The sequence below is a fragment of the Streptomyces sp. NPDC046881 genome, from assembly GCF_040645015.1.
Classification (GTDB): domain Bacteria; phylum Actinomycetota; class Actinomycetes; order Streptomycetales; family Streptomycetaceae; genus Streptomyces.
On the sequence record NZ_JBEYXJ010000163.1, the window covers coordinates 1 to 13,929 of the forward strand.

Here is a 13,929-nt window from a genome sequence, read left to right on the forward strand (position 1 = left end):
GGAACCGGTGAAGCCCTCCTCGCGCAGTGTCTCCGCCGCACGTAGCCCGGCCAGCGAGGCACCCACGATGACGATCCGTCCGCTCGCCCGGAACTGGCGCACCAACTCCGCGACCGTCGCCCTCAAGGTCATGACGTCGTGTTCCCCTCCGCGCCGTCCACGCGGTCGATCACGATCGCCTGCACCGGGCATGCCGCGGCTGCTCGCTCGACCTGCAGGCGCCGCTCGTCGTCGGGGTTCGGCTCATAGGTGAGCGCCTCCTGACCGTTCAACCGGAAGACCTCGTGCGCCAGATACACGCACTGGGCGTATCCCTGACACCGGTTCAGGTCCACGACGATTCGCATGGGCAGACTCCTTCGGGCAAGCGCGCTTCTCGGTGCAGGAGGGGCCCGGGACGTGCGGCCTCGGGGTGGACCGCACGTCGACCTGATCGCATGGGAAAACCATCCGTCTCCATCGTCTTTCGCGGGTCCCGTCAGGGTGGCGCGAGGTGGATGGCCGTCGCCGGGCTCGACAAGCGGGGTGCGGCGCGGTCTTCAGGTGTCACGGCAGCGAGATCGAAGGAACGACCTCTTCACCGGTGCCTCCCCGGCCCACCCGCGCGGTCATTCGCTTGATAGGGTGCTGTGACCGGGAGGCCGGCAAGCCTGTGAGCGAAAGGCAAAGAGCGTGTCGTTGACTGCGGCCTTCGCTCAAGAAGCCTAGTCCCGCTTGCGCTGCACGGCATGTCGAGCGAAGGGCGGCAGATGCGCGAGCGCGATGCGATCGCTCCGGCTCGGTCTTCATCGCTGTCCTGCACGGCGGGCTGACCACCAGCAACCATCTGGCCCGGATCACCGCGCTGACCCTGCTGTCCGTGCTGATCGTGCTGTTCACCATGGTCCGCGAACGCCGCCGCCTGCTGGCCCGCGCGCAGTCGGTGTCCGAGGCCGCCCAGCGCGCCCTGCTGCGCCCACTGCCGGAACGTATCGGAGCACTGCAGATCGCCTGCCGCTGTCCGGCCGCCGAGGAGGAGACCCAGATCGGCGGCGACCTCTACACCGCCACTCGCACCGACCACACCACCCGCCTGCTGATCGGGGACGTGCGCGGCAAAGGGTTGGCCGCGGTCGGGTGGGGCGGATCTGCGCTCGGCGCACTGGTCGCGGCTTGTGGTGCCCGGCGCCGGATGTGGGGCCTGACGATGTCTCCCGTGCACGGCACCGCGTTCCTGGCCCAGGTCGGCGGTGCCGGGCGGCGCGGCAGCTTGCTCTGCTGATGCGTCAGCACGGCGACATCCGCAACCTCTTCGACGAGGTCGAGCAGAGCCAGGGCGAGGAACGCCGGGACGCCTTCCGGCGCCTCGTACGGCTCCTGGCCGTGCACGAGACCGCCGAAGAAGAGGTCGTCCACCCCTTCGTCCGCAGGGTGGTCGAGGGCGGCGAGCAAGTCGTCAAGGACCGTCTGGCGGAGGAGAAGTCGGCCAAGGAGACCCTTGCCGCCCTGGACGACATGGACACCGACGACCCGAAGTTCATGCCCCGGCTCATGCAACTGCGCACCGAGGTGCAGGAGCACGCGAGGGCGGAGGAGCGCTACGAGTTCTCGCACATCCGCCGCAGCACCGACGTCACGAACCTCGCCGCCATGGCCAAGGCCGTCAAGGCCGCCGAGGCCCTGGCCCCCACCCGGCCCCACCCCAGTGTCCAGTCGGCCACCGCCAATGTGGCCCTCGGCCCGGTAGCCGCACTCATGGACCGCACCAAGGACGCCGTCCGCAAAGCCATGGGGCAGAGCTGACATACCGGAGCCGCCATGGGTGTCCGGGCGGAATCCTGCTCGGCGAGGCCTGCTGGGACGGTACCGCGCCAGCAGGTCCTCGCCGAGCTCGTTGTCGGCGGCGGCGGGTGATGGTTTACCGGGAAGTGGGTGCGGTCACTCGGGCACCGCGAGTGACTCCTGCGACGGGTCCTCGCCATGCGATGCACCGGCCAGGCGCATCGGGAGCCGGTCCGGCGGCACGGCCGGGCGGAACAGAAGGCGATCGATGACGACCATCGGTGTCGAAGAGGAGTACCTGCTGCTCGACCCGGTCACGGGCCTGCCGGTACCCCTGGCGGACAAGGTGCGTGCCGCAGCCGGCCTGGGGCGCATCGTCGCCGACCAGGAGGTGCACTGCGAGCTGCTGCAGGCGCAGGTCGAGGTGGCCACCCCGGTGTGCAGCACGCTCGAGGAGGCCGGTGGACACCTGCTGCGGCTGCGGCACGCCGTCGGAGCGGCCGCCGAGGCGCACGGCTGCCGGATCGCGGCCTGTGCCACACCCCCGCTGCGCCACGGCCACCCCGTGGCCGTCACCGACCAGGCCCGGTACCGGGCCATGCTCACCCAGGCGCCCCAGCTGGTGGCGGAGCAGCTGGTCAACGGCATGCATGTGCACGTCGGCGTGCCCAGCCGGGAGACCGGCGTGCAGGTCCTGAACCGGATCCGGGTGTGGTTGCCGACCCTCACCGCGCTGTCCGCGAACTCTCCGCTGTGGGACGGTCACGACACCGGGTTCGCCAGCTGGCGCACCGTGATCTTCAGCCGCTGGCCGGTCAGCGGCATGCCCCCGCACTTCGCCGACATCGCCGATCACGACCGGCGCGTGCAGCAACTGCTGGACAGCGGAGTGATCTCGGACACCGGTCAGTTGTACTGGCAGGCCCGGCTCTCGGCCCGGTACCCCACCATCGAGGTGCGGTGCCTGGACGTGCAGTTGCGCGCGGACGACGCGGTGATGCTCACGGGTCTCGTCCGGGCGCTCGTGGAGACCGCGCTGGCGGAGGCCGCCGCCGGCGCTCCCGCGCTCGTCTGCGACCAGGAACTGCTGCAGGCCAGCATGTGGCACGCCGCCCGCCACGGACTGAGCAGCACCCTGATCGACCCCGGTGGCCGGCAACGACGGGCCGGGGAGATGCTGTACGAGCTGCTGCGGTGCATCGCCCCCGCGCTGAATGCGTCCGGCGACGACCGGCAGGTGACGGCCCTCGTCCACCGGCTCCTGCAGGGCGGCACCGGCGCCGATCGGCAGCGCGCCGCCCTGGCCCAGGGCGGCCTTCCCGCCGTCACCGCTCTGATCACCGCCATGAGCATGCCCTGACCTGCCGCGGCCCCCCGGCGTCAGGCAGGTAGGGCTCGGGCTCACCATGCCCTGCGGTCCGTGGGTGTGAGTCGGCCTTTCCGACTCTCACTTTCCGCCGTCTGCTCCGTATGCGTGCCCGCGGGGCAGGGGACCGGAGCCGGCGTGGCGGCCGGGGCGGGCGGCCGCATGGCGCTGTCCGGGGCCAGGCCCGCTGCGGGCGGCGAGGGCGTCGGCGACGGCGCCGGTGGTGAAGGCGTAGACGGCCTTGTGGAGAAGGTCCACGGCGAGCTCGCGGCGGGGCCAGGTCGGGGGTGGGGCGCCGACGCCGGTCGCGTTTTCGAGGATCTGGTCGTTGGTGAGGCGGACGACGGTGAACTTGGCGGAGGCGATCGGTCCGCGCAGTCCGGCCTGGGCCATGATCGACCGCAGCACTCCGAGGAGGGCGGCCTGACCGTAGTGCATGGCCCAGTTGACCGGCAGCGGCTGTCTGCCGGGGCGTTCGGGCAGGCCGGTCAACCGCTGGAGAACCCGCGCGGGCACATGGGAGTCGGGCCGGCCGGTGACGGCTTGCTCGATCTTCTCACCGAGGGTCATCACGACGCCTCCGGCGCTGCCGGCGAGCAGTCCCTGCCACAGTGCGCGTTTGAGCATGCCCCGGCGGGTACCCGCTGCCACCGCCTTCACCCACGCGGCCGGCGCCCACGCGCACACGGACGCCACGCACCGCCGTGCGCCGCCGGGTCACTCGCCGGTTGTCTTCTCGACCAGCGCGCTGTACGCCAGTTGCAGTGTGTCCGCCCCGGCGAGAGCGGCCAGCGCGCCCATGGCGGTGCGTGTCGCTCGCGGCCACAGGATCTGGCCGGCGGTCAGGGTCGAGGCCACCCAGACGCTCATGCAGAAGGGGCAGGTGGCCAGTTCACCGACGGTGTGCCTGGCGTCCTCGCTCTGTGCCTCCTCGTGCAGTTCGGCCGGGCCCTGCGGGGCGACGTACCGGGTGAAGGGGGCGCGCAGCGGGCTGGTGACCGACGCCTTGGTCAGCAGCCGGCTGAGCCGGAACGTGGCGACCGAGGTCAGGACCACGTCCCACGGCTCGGGCCGGTCGGGCAGCGGCCGGCCGCGGAGCCGTACGGCGGTGGCCCAGGCCGTCGTGTACGCGGCGAAACCCGCCATGGCTGCGATGTAGCCGCCCAGCGGACGGTCGTGCCCCGCCGCGTACTGCTTTCCGGTCCGCTGCAGCATCCCGTGCAGACGTCGTGCGAGTCGGCTGTCAGCTGCCGTGTCCATGGGCTCCCGTTTCCGTGCGTCGCTGCCCCGCTTCCACCTCATACGGCGCCTGCCCGTTCCGGTCCTGTCGACGCAGGCGGATCTCGACGTACCCGTCGGTGATCCTGGTGTCGAAGGCCGGCTGGGGTGCGGTGGCCGGGCCACGGACGTTCCAGCCGTCCGAGAGCCGGAAGACACTGCCGTGCCAGGGGCACTGGACGCATCCGTCGCTGACCGTGCCCTCGGAGAGCGGCCCGGCGAGATGGCTGCACCGCTCGGCCAGGGCATGGATAGCCCCTCCGGATTCCCGGACGACCAGGACCGGGACGTCGTCGACGCTGCGCCGCACCGGCCGGTCGACCGGGAAGTCCGCCACGGCTCCGATCCGGTGCCAGCCCTGGGTGACGACGTGCGGGACCTCTTCGGCGTGGTTCGCGCCGGATGCCTGGCGATAGGCCAGATGGCCGCCCAGCATGCCGCCGATGGCGACCGCCGTCAGCCCCAGGAAGCCGTAGGTCCGGCCTGCTGCGCCGCGTCCCTTGACGCGGTGGGTGAGCGAGGCGGCGTACAGGCCGACGGCCGCCGAGTTCGTGAGGGCGTGCACCAGGCCGACACGCTGCTGCTGCCGGTGCAGCTCCGCCCAGTCGACCCAGCCCGCCAGGGCCGCGGGAGCGGCGGAGACCAGGCCGACGCCGACCAGCAGGCCCGCCCCGCGGGAGCGGCCGGGGTACAGGTCCAGTACCGCCGCCGACAGCCAGCTGCCGATCGGCACCTGCACCATCAGCGGATGCACCGGGTGCCCCAGCCACCTGCCGTGGAGGAGGTCCCGCCCGTCGCCGAGCGGCAGTGCCCGCACCCCCTTGCGGACCGCGTCGATCACCGCGTCGGCCCTGGGCTCCCGCTCCAGGCGGTCCAGCAGCCGCAGGAGGCGGCTCTGCCGCTCGCGGGGGCGGCGGCGTGGCGTAGCACTCATCGTCGGCCGGGTCCCCACCTGCCCAGACAGCAAACCGGCGCCGGACGCCTGCGGGTGGGCCACTGTCACAGCGGTCAGTCGCCCTGCCCAATCAAGCATCGGCCCAGAACCCGGGTCCAGTACGGTGCCGAGCGGGGTCGGCACTTCGTCCTGTGGGGCGCCGCTGGGCGACGCCGGGATTCGGAAGGGCGTTCACCTGCAGCCTCCTCGCGTTGCAGGGGCATGCCGGCATGCGAGCGGTGGGTCAGCGCGGAGCCGGGCGTCACCGGGGTTCAGTCCGGGCCGCGGGGCAGGTAGTAGGTCTGTCTGAGAAAGGCGGCCATGTCCTGCAGAGCCTGTCTGTATCCGGCCTTGTAGTGCGCGTCGACGTCGGTCCGGCGGCCTTCGGCCTCCGCCCAGGAGTCGAGGTGCCAGGCGATGAGCAGGTGGTTGCGGTACAAGGCGCCGTGCCTCCCGCCGAGGGCGGCTCGCGCGCGACCCTCGTCCCAGTCCTCCAGGTCGCTGGTGTCGAAGGCGAGCAGTTCATCGTCGGTCTGCGGCACCGTTTCCCTCCTCGGGTGGACTTCTCGCGGTGACAGCTCATCGCTTGCACCTGCCGGCCGATGAGTCCCCCTCTTGTGCCCCTCCTGAACGCTCGTCCCCGTGGAACTGAGCACGGACGTCGTTGCGCGTTGTACCGGGCCCCCTCCGGGTACCCGGCCGGACATGGAGACCCGGGGCCCCGGCAGGCGTCGCGGCCCGGCTCCGGCGCCACCGCACCGGTACCGGTCGGGAACGCAGGCAAGCGTTGAAGGATGTCATTCAGCTGGTCTCCAGCCAGATCAAGAGCTTGTCCACCGGGTCCGACCCCATGCGGCGGATCGGAAGCCGCCGCTATCTCGGCAAACCCGCCGTGGTGGGACATGGGCATGCAGGGGAGTCGATGCGCGTGGTGACGTACGGGCCGGAACATCGTGTGCGCGTGCCGGCGCTGCGGGCCGGCTGGCTGACACAGACTTTTCTGCACTGGGCGTACGCTCCTGAACTCGTCCAGCGCCTGCTGCCCGATGGGCTTACGGTCGACACCTATGACGGGCATGCCTGGGTGGGTCTCACACCGTTCGTCATGGCCGACGTGCGTCCTCCCGGCTCCCCTGTGGCGCTGGCTGCCTTTCCGGAGACCAATCTGCGCACCTATGTGCGTGGACCGGGCGGCCGGGAAGGGCTGTGGTTCCCGTCGATCGAGGTGGCCAGCCCGGTGATGCTGGCGGCTCGCGGCATCGGAGCGCCGTACCACCTCGGGCGGCTGCGGCTGGCGCGCAGCGGTGAAAGCGTGACGTACGCCGGATCGAGGTGGGGTGGTGGGTCGGCTTACCGCATGACCGTACGACCGGGCCCGCCGATCCGCCCTACGCACCGGGACGTGTGGTTGGCGTCGCGATGGCGGGCGTTCACGCACAGCGCGGGGACTTTGTGGGAGACGCCCGTCGAGCACGAGCCCTGGCCCCTGCGCGCGGCGCATCTCGACGACCTCGCCGAGAGCGTGACCCGTGCTGCAGGGTTGCCGGCACCCGCCGAGGAACCGCTGGTGCACTTTTCCGACGGGGTGCACAAGGTGCGCCTCGGTCTCTCGAGGCCGGTGCGGCCGCAGCCGAGGAGGCAGGGATGAACCCCGTCCGGGTGGCCCGATCACCAGGGCTGTTCAACCTGGTCGGCGGCGGCTGGCCCTTGCTGCACCTGCGCAGCTTCGAGTGGGTCTTCGGCCCCAAGTCGGAGGAGTGGCTGCAGCAGACGACCGCCGGGCTGCTCGCCACGGCAGGCTGCAGCATGCTGCTCGGCCCGGCCACGACCGACGGGCTCCGCCAGGCCCGCCGCACCGGTGTGGGGACTGCGGTGACCCTGCTGGCGATCGACCTGTTGTATGTGCCGCGACACCGCATCCGCCCGACCTACCTGCTGAACGCGGCCATGCAGGCCGGATGGCTGACGGCATGGCTTCGCTGTGGCCGACTGGCGGGGCCCGCGCGCGCATGAGCGTTCGCCGCCATCGTGAAACGATCCCTACCGCGCCGTGACCCGCAGGGTTTCGGCGGTGGGGTCGGCGGCATCGGGGATGAACATGCCGGCCGCCACGCCGCTGGTCAGGTAGTCGACGACCTGCTGGTTGATGACCTCGCCGGGTGCGACGACGGGGACGCCGGGCGGGTAGGGGCTGATCGTCTCCGCCGCGACGCGTCCCACGGCCCGCTGCGCCGGGACGTGTTCGGCGGCGGCGAAGAAGGCGTCGCGCGGAAGCATGGCCTGTTCCAGCTGCAGCACGCGAGGCTCGGGTAGGCGGACCGAAGGCTGTTTCTCGATGGTGTCGGCGTGCTCGACGAGGCGGTGCAGGGAGTCGATGAGGAGGTTCTCGGTCCGGTCGTTGTCGGCGTGGGTGATCTGCGCGCTGATCCGGCAGGTGTCGGAGGACCCGATGTCGACGTGGCAGTGGGTGCGCAGCCACTCGGTGGCCTGCATGCCGCTGATGCCGAGCTCCCGTACGTCAATGGTGATCTTCAGCAGGTCCAGCTCCGCCGCCAGCCCCTGGTCCACGACCTCCGGACCCATCAGGCGCAAGCCGGGCATGCCGGCGGCGGCCTTGCGGATACGGGCGGCTCGCTGCAGCGCCGCGTCGAGCAGGTCGTGTCCGTGCTCGACCATGTGGCGGCGCCACCCATCAAGGGTGGCGTACACCAGCGAGGAGGAGCTGGTGGTGCCCAGCAGGTCCTCACGCTGTTTGAGCACTTCGGGTGAGATGCGATCGCCCTGGAGGTGGAACACAGAGCTTTGCTCGACCGCGCCGCCCATCTTGTGGACGCTGGTGACGACGAGGTCCGCGTCGGCGTCCATGCCCCAGGCCGGCAGATCGGGGTGGAAGGGCAGGTGCGCTCCCCAGGCTTCGTCGACGATCAAGGGGATGTCGTGCTCGTGGCAGACGGCTGCGATGCCGCGGATGTCGGCGCACGAGCCCCAGTCCGTCGGCGTGATCAGCAGCATCCCCTTGACGTCGGGATGCTCGCGCAGGGCCCGGCGTACGTCGTCGGGCTCGGGCGGGTGGGCCAGGTGCCGCTCGGTGTCGAACTTGGCGTGCACCCACACCGGGTGAACGCCGTTGACGATCACTCCGGCAATCACGGACTTGTGGGCGTTGCGCGAGATGAGGAGTTTCTCGCCGGGTCCGGCCACGGACAGCATCGCGGTCTTGACCGACAGGGAGCTGCCGCAGGTGGAGAAGAAGGCGTGCTCCGCGCCGACCGCGTCGGCCATCAGCTCCTCGGCCTGCGTGAGTACCCCTCGCGACTCACGGCGGTCGTCGAGCCCGTTCAGGGACAGCACGTCCGAGGCGAAGACACCCTCCCCGACGATGTCGAGGACCCGGGGATCGGCTCCGAGACCCTGCTTGTGGCCGGGCGGCCCGTACACCACGTCGTCGCGGCGCCGGAACTCCTGCAGTGCCTCCAGCACGGGGACACGAGAGTGATCCATCCTTGCCCTCCTCATCGCTGCGTTGCCGCGGGGAGGCCGGCTTGCGTCGGGGTACCGGTCCGCCCATGACCGGGTTGCACGGGTCCCGCAGCTGAAACGAGAAGACGGCACCGCCGGGATGGTCGGGCCCCGGGACCATCTCGATCGTCTCGTGCTGCGGTCGGGCTGGTTCGAGCAGCTCATGAGGACGGGGGCCGGGTGCTCGTCCGTCGCGCTGAGCCGACGGGGGACCTGCATCCCGCCGCCTTGCGAGATATCAAGGTGGTGCGGCGTCGAGGGAGGGGTAGCTGTCGAGTACCCGGTCGACGCCGGTCAGTTGCAGCATCTTCTGCACCTGCTGGCTGGGGGCGATCAGCGCGAGGCGGGCACCGGTGATTCTGGTGGTGCGGTAAGCGGTGATCAAACAGGTCAGACCGGTGGAGTCGAGGAAGGTGACGCCGGACAGGTCCACCAGCACCGTATGGCCGTCGCGGCCCAGCAGCGGTTGCAGCGCGTCGGCGAGATGGTGGGCGGTGTGCCGGTCCAGATAACCCGTGACCGTCACCAGAGAGCGATCGGGGGCTGACGTACGCACCTGTACGTCCACAGGAGTGGCCTGCCGCCGGTCAGGGGTGGGCGGGTGGGTGCTCACGCGATCCTCCTGTCCCGGGCTGGTGCGCCTCACGGGGTGAGCTCGTCCTGGTGCGCGCCGCGCCACTCGGTGAGCAGCACGGTGGCGTCGTCGGCGAGCCGCCCGGCGTTGTGGTCCATGACAGCCGCCATGAGGCGGCGCAGGGTCTCGTGCAGGGTGTGCCGACCCGCGTGGTGACGGCGGATGAAGCTGACGAACCGATCCCGGCCGAACACGTCACCACAGGCGTCACGGGCTTCGATGATCCCGTCGGTGTACAGCAGCAGACGGTCACCGGGTTGGAGGTGCTCGGTGCGCTGGGTCACCGGCAGGCCCAGATCGCTGCCCATGGGGCCGGCCGGCGGGCAGGCCAGCTCGATGATCCAGCGGTTGTCGCGGATGAGAATGGGGAGGTGATGGCCGCGGTTGATCCAGGTCAGCCGCCCGCTCGCCATGTCGAGGTCGGCCAGGATGGCGGTGACGTAGCGACTGGTGCTGAACTGCTCCAGCAGCACCCGTTCCACCTGCTCGCTGGTCTCGGTCAGCGACGCTCCCTGGCGGCGGGCGTTCCGGCAGGCGGCCACGGCGACGTTCGCGGTGATACCGGCGGTCGTGTCATGGCCCATGGCATCGAAGACGCCCAGATACAGCGTCGTGCCGGCGACGGCGTAGTCGAAGGCATCACCGCCGACCTGGTACGCCGGTTCCATCACCGCACCCACGGTGATGTCACGTCCGGCATAAGCGGGAGGCGGGGTGAGGTTCCACTGCATCTCGGCGGCGACGTTCATCGCCTCGGTGCGGACCAGCCGCGCGTAGGAATCGCTGAAGGATCGCTTGCTGAGCAGCAGCAGAGCCGTGGTCGACGCGAGATCGCGCAGGATGTCGCGCGTCGGCTCGTCATCGGTGTCGCTGTCACCGTCGCTGTCGGCACGGAGCACGCCCAGGCGCTCCACGCCGTCGGTGACGGCCACCCACCACCGCCGCCGCCCGCCCGGTGTGTCGGCCGATGCGGATTCGGCGAGCACATCCACACGCTGGTACGCCTGGCCCGGGAGACTGCCCTGGACCGTGAACTCCTGCCCTCCGCGAGCGGCGTCACGCCCCTTGCCGGTGAGCTGGCGCAGTACCGTCTCACGGATGTCGACGACGTAGACGGCCACGTCGTGCAGCCCGGCTTCTGCGGCGTGCTCGGCGACCAGATCCGGAAGCTGCTCCAGCGTGACGGTGTGACTGGCCTGAACCATCCGGACCAGGGCCAGAGCGGACGCGGCCCGGTCAACCACGACAGACCCTCTTCGGCCGCCGGGGCCTGGTCGAAGAGGGGGCGACCTGCGCCGGGCCACGGCGAGGACATCGCATGGACGACCCCTTTCCGGCCCTCCTACGAGCAGTGATCACTCACCGCGGACGGCGCCGCCCGGCGCCGCCGAGACACGCCATCGAGGCGCCAGGGCCCGAGACTGCTCTCAACATACTCGGTAGGCTCCGTCGGCGCCGAAGGATCGGTCATCAGCACATCCCGGGCCGCCTGCCACAGCAGCTCGGCTGCGATGCCACGCGACCGCGGCCACCGCGCGCCATCGCGGGGGGTGTGACCTTTCTTGCGGTCTGGGAGTCTCGGGCGTGTTCGCCGTTGCGTCACGCTGACGGCGGCGGCAGCGGCACATCTCCCGTCGGGGCAGGTCACAGGGTCGCGGGCGGAAGCACACGGCAGGAAGGCCGCGCCCGCGGAGAGTAATATCTGTACCCGCGAAATGAGAAACAGGTACCGGGTGCGGCGAGTATTCCTGGACCGCCCGGCGGAGCGGAATTATCGACCACGCGAGGTCGATCGCGCCGTGCTACTGTCGTCATCAGTTGCAGGTGTGGTTGCCAGAAGGTTTTTCCGACGGCTGATCATCACGGCGACACGGAATGCGCACACGGCGTATTCCTGGCACCGTCTCCGAAGGAGAAACAAAATGGCTACTGGTACCGTGAAGTGGTTCAACGCGGAAAAGGGCTTCGGCTTCATCGAGCAGGACGGCGGCGGCCCCGACGTCTTCGCCCACTACTCGAACATCGCCACCCAGGGCTTCCGTGAGCTGCTGGAAGGCCAGAAGGTGTCGTTCGACATCGCGCAGGGCCAGAAGGGCCCGACCGCCGAGAACATCGTTCCCGCCTGACGCACCGGCACTGACGCTACTTCGCAGCTGGGGCCCGCACCTTGGGGTGCGGGCCCCGGCTCGTTTCTTTTCCAGGGCGATTCGGCCCTGTCGTCATCGGCCCGTTCTCGCGATTCTCTGCGCCGCTCGTCCTGCTGCGGAAATTCCTTGATACGTGCCCGCATCGAGGAAGGTTCCGCATGAACCGCACCCGTTCCACACGCGCACGCACCAATCGCACATACGAGCGCTCCGGCGCTCCGCGCCGTTCCAACGGTTACGGAAACCGGCAGTCCGCGGGGGGCGAGTTCGCGCTGCCGAAGACGGTCACACCCGCGCTGCCCGCCGTCGAGTCGTTCGCCGATCTCGCCATGCCGGCGCCGTTGCTGGCCGCGCTCGGCCACGCAGGAGTGACCGTGCCGTTCCCGATCCAGGCGGCGACCCTGCCGAACTCCCTGGCCGGCCGTGACGTACTCGGTCGCGGCCGCACCGGGTCGGGCAAGACCCTCGCCTTCGGCCTGGCGGTACTGGCCCGTACGGCGGGGCGGCGCGCCGAGCCGCGCCGGCCACTGGCCCTGGTCCTGGTCCCCACCCGTGAGCTGGCCCAGCAGGTCACCGACGCGCTTGCTCCCTACGCCCGTTCCGTGAGCCTGCGGCTCGCCACCGTCGTCGGCGGAGTGTCGCTCGGCAGGCAGGCCCATGCGCTGCGGGCCGGCGCGGAGGTGGTCGTAGCGACGCCCGGTCGGCTCAAGGACCTCATCGACCGGGGTGACTGCCGGCTCGACGACGTCGGCACCACCGTCCTCGACGAGGCCGACCAGATGACCGACATGGGCTTCATGCCCCAGGTCACCGCCCTGCTCGACCAGGTGCGTCCCGAGGGTCAGCGGCTGCTGTTCTCGGCCACCCTGGACCGCAACGTCGACCTGCTGGTCCGCCGCTACCTGACCGACCCGGTGGTGCACTCCGTCGACCCGTCGGCCGGTGCCGTCAGCACGATGGAGCACCACGTACTGCACGTGCACGACGCGGACAAGCACCGCACGACCACCGAGATCGCGGCCCGGGACGGCCGGGTCATCATGTTCCTGGACACCAAGCACGCCGTGGACCGGCTGACCGAGCACCTGCTGAACAGTGGTGTCCGCGCCGCCGCCCTGCACGGCGGCCGGTCCCAGCCGCAGCGCACCCGGACCCTGGCGCAGTTCAAGGACGGTCACGTCACCGTCCTGGTGGCCACCAACGTCGCGGCCCGCGGCATCCACGTCGACAGCCTCGACCTGGTCGTCAACGTGGATCCGCCCAACGACCACAAGGACTACCTGCACCGTGGCGGCCGTACGGCCCGCGCCGGGGAGTCCGGCAGCGTCGTCACGCTCGTGACGCCCGGCCAGCGCCGCGGCATGACCCGGCTGATGGCTTCGGCCGGCATCACCCCGCACGTCACCCCGGTCCGCTCGGGCGAGGCGGAGCTGAGCCGCATCACGGGTGCCCAGGCGCCCTCCGGTGTCCCGGTGGTCATCACCGCGCCTGCCACGGAACGCCCCCGCCGCGCGGCCTCGTCCTCCCGCAGCCGTCGGAGCCGCACCGGCCAGGGACGGCCCGTCGTCGCGGGGGCGCGCCGCAAGGCGCAGCGGCGGCCCGGCAACGACACGGCCGCATAGGCGCCGCAAAGGCCGCCCATCCGATCATCCCCTACCGAAGGAGACACCCTTGACGCCAGTACGGACGCAGTACGGTGTGCCGGACCCCGCTCCCGCGACCGCGGTCGAGGACACCGAAGGGCACGGGCCTCGGGTATGTGACGACATGACCGTCGAGGTGGCCCTGGCCGTCATGGCGGGTGCCCGGGTGGAGTACCTGACCGTCTGCGACGGGGACGACCAGAGCACGGGTGTGATCACCCTGGTCCGGCTCGCCGTTCTCCGCGAGAGTTCCGAGTACACGGACCGGATCCGTCTGCGGGACGTCCTCGACGGACGGCTGCCCGCCCTCTCCTGCTGATCCGTCTCGCCCCGGGCAGCCCGTTCTCCTTCTCCCCGCGACTTCTCCCCTGTGAGGCATCATGCGCTGTGTCATCGCCCGGTACCCGTTCGACCTGACCAGGACCGGGACACGCCTCGGCTTCACCTGCCACGACCGCCCCACGGGCGCGCCCGCGGGTGTGGGTGGACGCACTCTCGTGCAAACCGCGTCCGCACTGCTCGGCGGCACCGGCCCCGAGGCCGCGTGAGAACGGGCGGGAAACCGCCCTCAGGATCCCGGTGGGGGGGCGCGCGGGCCGCGGCGCGCCGCACCCCCCCCCGCGGTGGCCCGCCCGGGGGCGCGCCGC

At 70.9% G+C, this 13,929-nt stretch carries 16 protein-coding genes; 8 read left to right on the forward strand and 8 right to left on the reverse strand.

Features of this window, described 5'->3' with window-relative positions; genetic code table 11:
* Nucleotides 1–128: 128 nt before the first annotated feature.
* The gene (locus ABZ923_RS38820) at nucleotides 129–347 is read right to left on the reverse strand and encodes a ferredoxin (RefSeq protein WP_361482284.1); all 219 of its coding nucleotides are present in this window, start codon (nucleotides 345–347) and stop codon (nucleotides 129–131) included.
* A 512-nt stretch (nucleotides 348–859) separates the two neighbouring features.
* Here ABZ923_RS38820 and ABZ923_RS38825 point away from each other — a divergent pair.
* The 3 genes from ABZ923_RS38825 to ABZ923_RS38835 all read left to right on the forward strand — a co-directional run bounded on the left by ABZ923_RS38825 (nucleotide 860) and on the right by ABZ923_RS38835 (nucleotide 3,121).
* Entirely contained in the window at nucleotides 860–1,261 is a 402-nt protein-coding gene (locus ABZ923_RS38825; protein ID WP_361482287.1) for a hypothetical protein, read from the forward strand.
* Nucleotides 1,261–1,782, forward strand: a complete 522-nt coding sequence (locus tag ABZ923_RS38830; protein ID WP_361482290.1) for a hemerythrin domain-containing protein — start codon at nucleotides 1,261–1,263, stop codon at nucleotides 1,780–1,782. Before ABZ923_RS38825 ends, ABZ923_RS38830 begins: the two co-directional genes overlap by 1 nt.
* A gap of 247 nt (nucleotides 1,783–2,029) precedes the next feature.
* Entirely contained in the window at nucleotides 2,030–3,121 is a 1,092-nt protein-coding gene (locus ABZ923_RS38835) for a glutamate--cysteine ligase (RefSeq protein WP_361482293.1), read from the forward strand.
* A gap of 87 nt (nucleotides 3,122–3,208) precedes the next feature.
* Here ABZ923_RS38835 and ABZ923_RS38840 read toward each other — a convergent pair whose 3' ends face one another.
* From ABZ923_RS38840 to ABZ923_RS38855, 4 genes are all read right to left on the reverse strand, one after another.
* Nucleotides 3,209–3,754, reverse strand: coding sequence for a hypothetical protein (locus ABZ923_RS38840; protein ID WP_361482296.1), 546 nt, complete (start codon nucleotides 3,752–3,754; stop codon nucleotides 3,209–3,211).
* A 90-nt stretch (nucleotides 3,755–3,844) separates the two neighbouring features.
* Nucleotides 3,845–4,387, reverse strand: coding sequence for a DUF1360 domain-containing protein (locus tag ABZ923_RS38845; protein WP_361482299.1), 543 nt, complete (start codon nucleotides 4,385–4,387; stop codon nucleotides 3,845–3,847).
* A complete protein-coding gene (locus ABZ923_RS38850) occupies nucleotides 4,371–5,339 on the reverse strand; it encodes a Rieske 2Fe-2S domain-containing protein (protein ID WP_361482302.1) in 969 nt (322 codons plus the stop codon). The genes ABZ923_RS38845 and ABZ923_RS38850 overlap by 17 nt, the downstream gene beginning before the upstream one ends.
* Nucleotides 5,340–5,611: 272 nt before the next feature.
* A complete protein-coding gene (locus ABZ923_RS38855; protein WP_361482305.1) occupies nucleotides 5,612–5,881 on the reverse strand; it encodes a hypothetical protein in 270 nt (89 codons plus the stop codon).
* A 245-nt stretch (nucleotides 5,882–6,126) separates the two neighbouring features.
* Between ABZ923_RS38855 and ABZ923_RS38860 the strand changes: the two genes are divergently transcribed.
* Together ABZ923_RS38860 and ABZ923_RS38865 are read left to right on the forward strand one after the other, a co-directional pair.
* The gene (locus ABZ923_RS38860) at nucleotides 6,127–6,987 is read left to right on the forward strand and encodes a DUF2071 domain-containing protein (RefSeq protein ID WP_361482308.1); all 861 of its coding nucleotides are present in this window, start codon (nucleotides 6,127–6,129) and stop codon (nucleotides 6,985–6,987) included.
* The gene (locus ABZ923_RS38865) at nucleotides 6,984–7,352 is read left to right on the forward strand and encodes a hypothetical protein (RefSeq protein WP_361482311.1); all 369 of its coding nucleotides are present in this window, start codon (nucleotides 6,984–6,986) and stop codon (nucleotides 7,350–7,352) included. Before ABZ923_RS38860 ends, ABZ923_RS38865 begins: the two co-directional genes overlap by 4 nt.
* A gap of 27 nt (nucleotides 7,353–7,379) precedes the next feature.
* Here ABZ923_RS38865 and ABZ923_RS38870 read toward each other — a convergent pair whose 3' ends face one another.
* The 3 genes from ABZ923_RS38870 to ABZ923_RS38880 form a co-directional block, all read right to left on the reverse strand.
* Nucleotides 7,380–8,840, reverse strand: a complete 1,461-nt coding sequence (locus ABZ923_RS38870) for an aminotransferase class I/II-fold pyridoxal phosphate-dependent enzyme (RefSeq protein ID WP_361482314.1) — start codon at nucleotides 8,838–8,840, stop codon at nucleotides 7,380–7,382.
* Nucleotides 8,841–9,096: 256 nt separating this feature from the next.
* Nucleotides 9,097–9,471, reverse strand: coding sequence for an STAS domain-containing protein (locus ABZ923_RS38875; RefSeq protein WP_361482317.1), 375 nt, complete (start codon nucleotides 9,469–9,471; stop codon nucleotides 9,097–9,099).
* A gap of 29 nt (nucleotides 9,472–9,500) precedes the next feature.
* Complete coding sequence (locus tag ABZ923_RS38880; protein WP_361482320.1) at nucleotides 9,501–10,697, reverse strand: PP2C family protein-serine/threonine phosphatase; 1,197 nt, start codon at nucleotides 10,695–10,697, stop codon at nucleotides 9,501–9,503.
* Between the two features lie 717 nt (nucleotides 10,698–11,414).
* Between ABZ923_RS38880 and ABZ923_RS38885 the strand changes: the two genes are divergently transcribed.
* The 3 genes from ABZ923_RS38885 to ABZ923_RS38895 all read left to right on the forward strand — a co-directional run bounded on the left by ABZ923_RS38885 (nucleotide 11,415) and on the right by ABZ923_RS38895 (nucleotide 13,601).
* Entirely contained in the window at nucleotides 11,415–11,618 is a 204-nt protein-coding gene (locus ABZ923_RS38885) for a cold-shock protein (protein WP_030648194.1), read from the forward strand.
* Between the two features lie 179 nt (nucleotides 11,619–11,797).
* Entirely contained in the window at nucleotides 11,798–13,261 is a 1,464-nt protein-coding gene (locus ABZ923_RS38890; protein ID WP_361482323.1) for a DEAD/DEAH box helicase, read from the forward strand.
* 76 nt (nucleotides 13,262–13,337) lie between these two features.
* Nucleotides 13,338–13,601 (forward strand): CBS domain-containing protein, encoded by a 264-nt coding sequence (locus tag ABZ923_RS38895; RefSeq protein WP_361482326.1) that lies wholly within the window; start codon nucleotides 13,338–13,340, stop codon nucleotides 13,599–13,601.
* The last annotated feature ends 328 nt before the right edge of the window (nucleotides 13,602–13,929 follow it).

Coding starts and splice junctions, on each gene's coding strand:
- ABZ923_RS38835 (WP_361482293.1), top strand. CDS start 2,030: ATGACGACCATCGGTGTCGAAGAGGAGTACCTGCTGCTCGACCCGGTC.
- ABZ923_RS38885 (WP_030648194.1), top strand. CDS start 11,415: ATGGCTACTGGTACCGTGAAGTGGTTCAACGCGGAAAAGGGCTTCGGC.
- ABZ923_RS38880 (WP_361482320.1), bottom strand. CDS start 10,697: ATGGTTCAGGCCAGTCACACCGTCACGCTGGAGCAGCTTCCGGATCTG.
- ABZ923_RS38890 (WP_361482323.1), top strand. CDS start 11,798: ATGAACCGCACCCGTTCCACACGCGCACGCACCAATCGCACATACGAG.
- ABZ923_RS38820 (WP_361482284.1), bottom strand. CDS start 347: ATGCGAATCGTCGTGGACCTGAACCGGTGTCAGGGATACGCCCAGTGC.
- ABZ923_RS38830 (WP_361482290.1), top strand. CDS start 1,261: ATGCGTCAGCACGGCGACATCCGCAACCTCTTCGACGAGGTCGAGCAG.
- ABZ923_RS38845 (WP_361482299.1), bottom strand. CDS start 4,387: ATGGACACGGCAGCTGACAGCCGACTCGCACGACGTCTGCACGGGATG.
- ABZ923_RS38870 (WP_361482314.1), bottom strand. CDS start 8,840: ATGGATCACTCTCGTGTCCCCGTGCTGGAGGCACTGCAGGAGTTCCGG.
- ABZ923_RS38850 (WP_361482302.1), bottom strand. CDS start 5,339: ATGAGTGCTACGCCACGCCGCCGCCCCCGCGAGCGGCAGAGCCGCCTC.
- ABZ923_RS38840 (WP_361482296.1), bottom strand. CDS start 3,754: ATGCTCAAACGCGCACTGTGGCAGGGACTGCTCGCCGGCAGCGCCGGA.
- ABZ923_RS38865 (WP_361482311.1), top strand. CDS start 6,984: ATGAACCCCGTCCGGGTGGCCCGATCACCAGGGCTGTTCAACCTGGTC.